The sequence below is a fragment of the Desulfacinum infernum DSM 9756 genome (assembly GCF_900129305.1).
Taxonomy (GTDB): Bacteria; Desulfobacterota; Syntrophobacteria; order Syntrophobacterales; family DSM-9756; genus Desulfacinum; species Desulfacinum infernum.
The window spans coordinates 1-4,521 of the sequence record NZ_FQVB01000071.1; the positions used below are offsets into that span (position 1 = coordinate 1).

3 protein-coding genes and 1 pseudogene are annotated in these 4,521 nt (G+C 62.4%); 1 reads left to right on the forward strand and 3 read right to left on the reverse strand.

Going from position 1 to position 4,521, the window contains the following annotated elements; all coding sequences use genetic code 11:
• Window positions 1-687 precede the first annotated feature (687 nt).
• Window positions 688-1,167 carry a flavodoxin family protein gene (locus BUB04_RS18510; RefSeq protein WP_073042270.1) on the reverse strand — a complete coding sequence of 160 codons (480 nt, stop codon included), beginning with the start codon at window positions 1,165-1,167 and terminating at the stop codon, window positions 688-690.
• Window positions 1,168-1,199: 32 nt separating this feature from the next.
• On the reverse strand, window positions 1,200-2,522 hold the full coding sequence (locus BUB04_RS18515; RefSeq protein ID WP_073042272.1) for a TIGR04013 family B12-binding domain/radical SAM domain-containing protein: 1,323 nt from the start codon (window positions 2,520-2,522) through the stop codon (window positions 1,200-1,202).
• 45 nt (window positions 2,523-2,567) lie between these two features.
• On the opposite strand from BUB04_RS18515, the gene BUB04_RS18520 reads away from it, so the two are divergent.
• The gene (locus BUB04_RS18520; RefSeq protein WP_073042273.1) at window positions 2,568-3,971 is read left to right on the forward strand and encodes a CDP-archaeol synthase; all 1,404 of its coding nucleotides are present in this window, start codon (window positions 2,568-2,570) and stop codon (window positions 3,969-3,971) included.
• Window positions 3,972-4,263: 292 nt separating this feature from the next.
• Here BUB04_RS18520 and BUB04_RS19520 read toward each other — a convergent pair.
• Window positions 4,264-4,521, reverse strand: a pseudogene (locus BUB04_RS19520) (IS1634 family transposase); the annotation flags it as partial.

Below are 4,521 nucleotides of genomic sequence, written 5' to 3' on the forward strand. Positions count from 1 at the left end.
ACTTCCGTGGCTACGTCGGTCGGCTCCAGGTCGAAGTTTGTGTTCTCCGTTTCTCGCCCTTTCGTCTGCGAGTGCCACAGTATCTCGACCATACCTTGCCGCTTTGACACGGTCTGGACTTCGTCCTTCCCTAGGAGACTCGTCGAGTCGTAAGGCCGAATCGCGTTCGTCATCCTGCGGACTATGTGTTCGTCTCCGGTTGCTTCCCACCCCGCCTCACGGCGACGCAGTTACCTTCGACTACCGGGAGCGGGCATCTCCCGGAAGAGGACTTTCACCTCTCTGATCACGCCTGCTCCCAGGCGCACTAGGGGCGGGGTTTATCCCCGCCCGCTAATCACGCGGTGTAAGAGACACCCGAAGAAAAAATCGCTCAGATTAGGTCGTAGCCGCGGGGCTTCAGCCCCGCGGAAAGGGATCATCGTAACTCATGAAGTCATAGGGAATACCCGGAGGTCCGCCCGAAGTTCGCGGATTCCTTCGCAGCCCTAAAGGGCTGCGCTACGAAACAAACGGTCATCCCCGGAGTTCTCGGACAGGCTCCCAGGAGAAGCCGTCTCTTGCAGGAGCACGGACGACTCGCCTGCTCTTGGCCCGCCGCAGGGCTTGACTATCGACACCCCTTCGCAGCCGGGGGCAGCAGCCCTCAACCGAAAAAGAGACGGGAACAAAATTCACCCAGAAGCTTCACGCCAGTTTCAGGCACAGCTCCGCCACGCGGCGACCGAGCTTTCGAGCGTTTTCCGCGGTCTTTTCGTCCGGCGCCCCCACGCAGGCCACCCCGTAGTGGCCCGTGGCCGAGAGGGGATCCCCCACCACGATCATGCCGTAGATGAGAAAGCACTGCAGGATGGACAGGATGGTGGTCTCCTTTCCCCCGGTGGGATCTCCGGACGTGGCGAAGGCGGCCCCCACCTTGTTTTCCATCTTCTTGCGAACGCCCACGAATTCGTCGAAAACCCGCTTGAGATCCGCGGCCATGCCGCCGAAGTAGACGGGAGAACCGGCGATGATTCCCGCGGAATCCACAAAGTCCTCCTTGGTGACTTCCCGGGTGGTGCGCAAGAGCGGCCGGACCCCTTCCACGGAGGCCACTCCTTCCGCCACATATTCCGCCAGTTTCCGCGTGTTTCCGCCCTTGGAGTAGTAGAGAACCAACACCTGCATCGGCTTCTCCTTTCCTTTTCATCTCCTGGTGATCATCCGGAATCGGACCGCAATGAAGCGGACAACCAACGTCTGCCCAGCGCTTCCTGGGCTTTCCATTGGCCGAAAAGCTTACCATGGGAGATGAGACGTTCCAACCGCTGCCGAACCCGGGCCGGTATGGGACTGGGAGCAGCGGCGGCCCAGGGGGATCCGGGAAGGGGAACGAAGGCGTGGGCATGGATCCGCCCACCCAGATCCGCCAGTTCCTCCATGAAGTCCACGGATCGGAGCATGGCCCGTTCGCTCTCTCCGGGAAGGCCGACGATGAAATCGACGATGGGCCGAAAGCCCATGGCCCGCATGGTCCGGCAGGCCCTTCGAACCTCCCGGACGCCGTGTCCCCGGCCCATACGCCGCAGCATGTCCGAATCCCCGCTCTGGGCTCCCATGACCAGTTGCCGGTTGTCGCAATAGCGCGAGATCGTCTCCAGCGTCTGGGGGCGGACGAATTCGGGGCGCACCTCCGAGGGAAAGGTTCCGAAAAAGATGCGCCCGTGGGGAGGCAGGCGCCTCCGGATTCCCGAGAGCAGCGCTTCCACGGCCCCCACGTTCCATCGGATACCGTCGGGCGAACCGTAGGCCAGGGCGTTGGGGGAAATGAAGCGGATGTCGGTGCGGCCTGCCGCCACCATGGCTTCCACGGCCCGGAAGATCCCCTCCAGTCCTCGGTGCCGCACCTTCCTCCCCTTGAGCCGGGGGGTCTGGCAGTACTTGCAGCCGTAGGGACACCCCCGGGTGATTTCGATGGGCCCGAACTTGCCATGTTCCACGGGTAGGGCTGGCACCTGGTCCATGACGGTCCGGGGGGCGCGTCCGGTAAAAACCGGCCCTTTTGCCGAGGCCAGATACAGGCCCGGCACCGATCGCAGGGAATCTCCGTTTCGCCACGCCCGCACCAGCCTGGGGAAGACGACCTCCCCGTCGCCCGGGCACACGGCGTCGAAACCCGCCTGCAGGGTCCTTTTGGGATCTCCGGCCGGATGGGGACCTCCGGCAACCAGAAAGACCCGCACCCTCCCCGGCGCTGCCGCCAAAAGCTCGATTTCTTCCCGCACCAGGGGCCATTGAGGCGTCATGAAGGAGTAGGCCACCAGGAGGCGGTCGTGGGCCTTCAGAAGGCGATCCAGATCGGCAGCACAGGCTTCTTTTGCCCTGGAGTCCAGCCATCGCAAGGGTGTATGATCCAAACCGCCCGGGAACGCCTCCAGGGACGCCAGAAGAGCCAGAAAGCTGTAGCGGTTGGATCTGGTGAGTCGAAACACGAGGACGCCGGAAGCCGCCACGGGCGAAAGAACCTCCTTATGGATCACCATGTTCGGCGCTCGCGCGCCGTGGGCAAAGGGGTTTTATAGCTTATCATGTGGATATCGTTGAAGTGCCTTGTACTTCTTTGGCTGATCAATCTGGCCCCTCCGCTTCTGTCGCACTTCCTGTCTCCCCGGTGGCCCCGTCCCGTGGACGGCGGGCGCCTCTTCACGGACGGCCGCCCCCTCCTGGGCCCCAACAAGACATGGCGGGGCGTTCTGGGGGCCGTAGCGGCCGGGACCGTCGTCTCCGTGCTGTTGGGCTGGCCCTGGTTTGTGGGAACGTCCGCGGCCGCCCTGAGCATGCTGGGCGACATGGCGTCGAGCTTTCTCAAGCGCCGCCTGAACCTTCCCAGCGGCAGCAACGTTCCGGTGCTGGATCAGCTCTTCGAAGGGCTTCTGCCCCTGGCGGTGCTCGGCCCCATCACGAATCTTGGAGCCGTTAGGGCCTTTGGGGTCCTTGCCCTCTTCGTGGTGGGCGCCTATGCGGGTTCTCATTTCCTCAAGCAGGTGCTTCTCCAGAAGCCCTTCGAAAACTATCCCCGGAGCGTGCAACCAGGGGTTCGTCTTCGCGAACTGGCCAGCTGCCAGATCCGCTCCAGGCCTTGGCCCCAGCTCTTTCACTTTGAAGATGTGTTCCTGTACCGGATTGTGATGGACCGGGTCTTCCGCGGTCTGGGGATCTACGAAGCGGGAAAGGCCAACGCCCTGAACGTGGTCAAGAGGCGTATGACCGTGGAGCTGGAGGATCTGCCCCCCGCCTTCGACGGCTACACCCTCCTCTTCCTGACCGATCCGCACCTGGACGGACTGGACGGGCTCCTGGAAAGGATCGCGGCCCTGGTCCGGGACGAGGAAGTGGATCTGTGCCTGCTCGGCGGGGATTACCGAATGGAAAACTACGGCCCCAGTGACGAGGCCGTCAGGCGCCTGGCCTTGCTGGTGGCGGAAATACGGGCCCGGGACGGAATTTTGGCCGTGCTGGGCAACCACGACTGTCCGGAGATGGTGGCGGCCCTTGAAGGCACTCCGGTTCGCTTCCTGGTCAACGAAGCGCTGCCCGTTCGGCGGGGAAAGGATTCCATCTGGATCGTGGGCTTGGACGATCCCCACTATTTCCGTTGCGACGACCTGGCGTCCGCCTGCGCCCAGGTCCCGGAGGGTGCCTTTATGGTCGTTTTGGCCCATTCTCCGGAGATCGCCGACGAGGCCGCCCGCATCGGGGCCCGCCTTTACCTTTGCGGACACACCCATGCCGGACAGATCCAGATCCCTCCGGTGGGTCCCGTTTTCACCCACAGCCGCTCCCCGCGATCCCTCTGCCAGGGGCTCTGGCACCTCGGCGGCATGACAGGCTACACGAGCTCCGGTGCCGGCGTTTCCGGATCCCCGGTGCGCTTCAACACCACCGGAGAGGTGGTGATCCTCACCCTGAGACGCCATCGCTGCAAACCGTGAAACGCAGGTTGAAGCCTGCCTTTGAGAAGAAGGCCCCTGTAGGGGCGAATGATGATTCGCCCCTACAGGCTGCACGCGCGAACGGAACGAGGTCGCGTTTCCTATCAACTCAAAGGGTTGCCAGGCGCCCTTTCCGCGGGGATGAAGCACCGCGGCTACGGGAACCCGGGTTTCGCCGCACCCGGGACCGGACAAGCATGGCCGGGTAAGTTGCTAACCCAAGTTTGTCACTTTTGTGTGTAAGTTACTGATTTTGTTGTAGAGTGTTTTCAAATTCTACACTACAAATTTTTCATTCGATGACGGTCAGCCTCCTTAATGGCCGTACCGGCAGCCCGAGAGCATTGTAAATTTTCACGTGAACCGGTTCCGGCTCGGACGTGTGTCGTATGTGAATGACCTGCCCTTTGTCATTGACCATGCTGGTGGTCACCCGCACCTGGCCACTCAGATGCGTTCGCAAGGTGGCCCAGTGGTGACGAATTCCGCTTTCGCGAAGCGTCCTCTGGATGACGCACAGCAGATGGTAAGCAAGGACGGTAACGAAAAG

Excerpts from the sequence above, each read along its gene's own strand:
- BUB04_RS18510 (WP_073042270.1), bottom strand. The coding sequence starts at position 1,167 with ATGCAGGTGTTGGTTCTCTACTACTCCAAGGGCGGAAACACGCGGAAA.
- BUB04_RS18515 (WP_073042272.1), bottom strand. The coding sequence starts at position 2,522 with ATGGTGATCCATAAGGAGGTTCTTTCGCCCGTGGCGGCTTCCGGCGTC.
- BUB04_RS18520 (WP_073042273.1), top strand. The coding sequence starts at position 2,568 with ATGTGGATATCGTTGAAGTGCCTTGTACTTCTTTGGCTGATCAATCTG.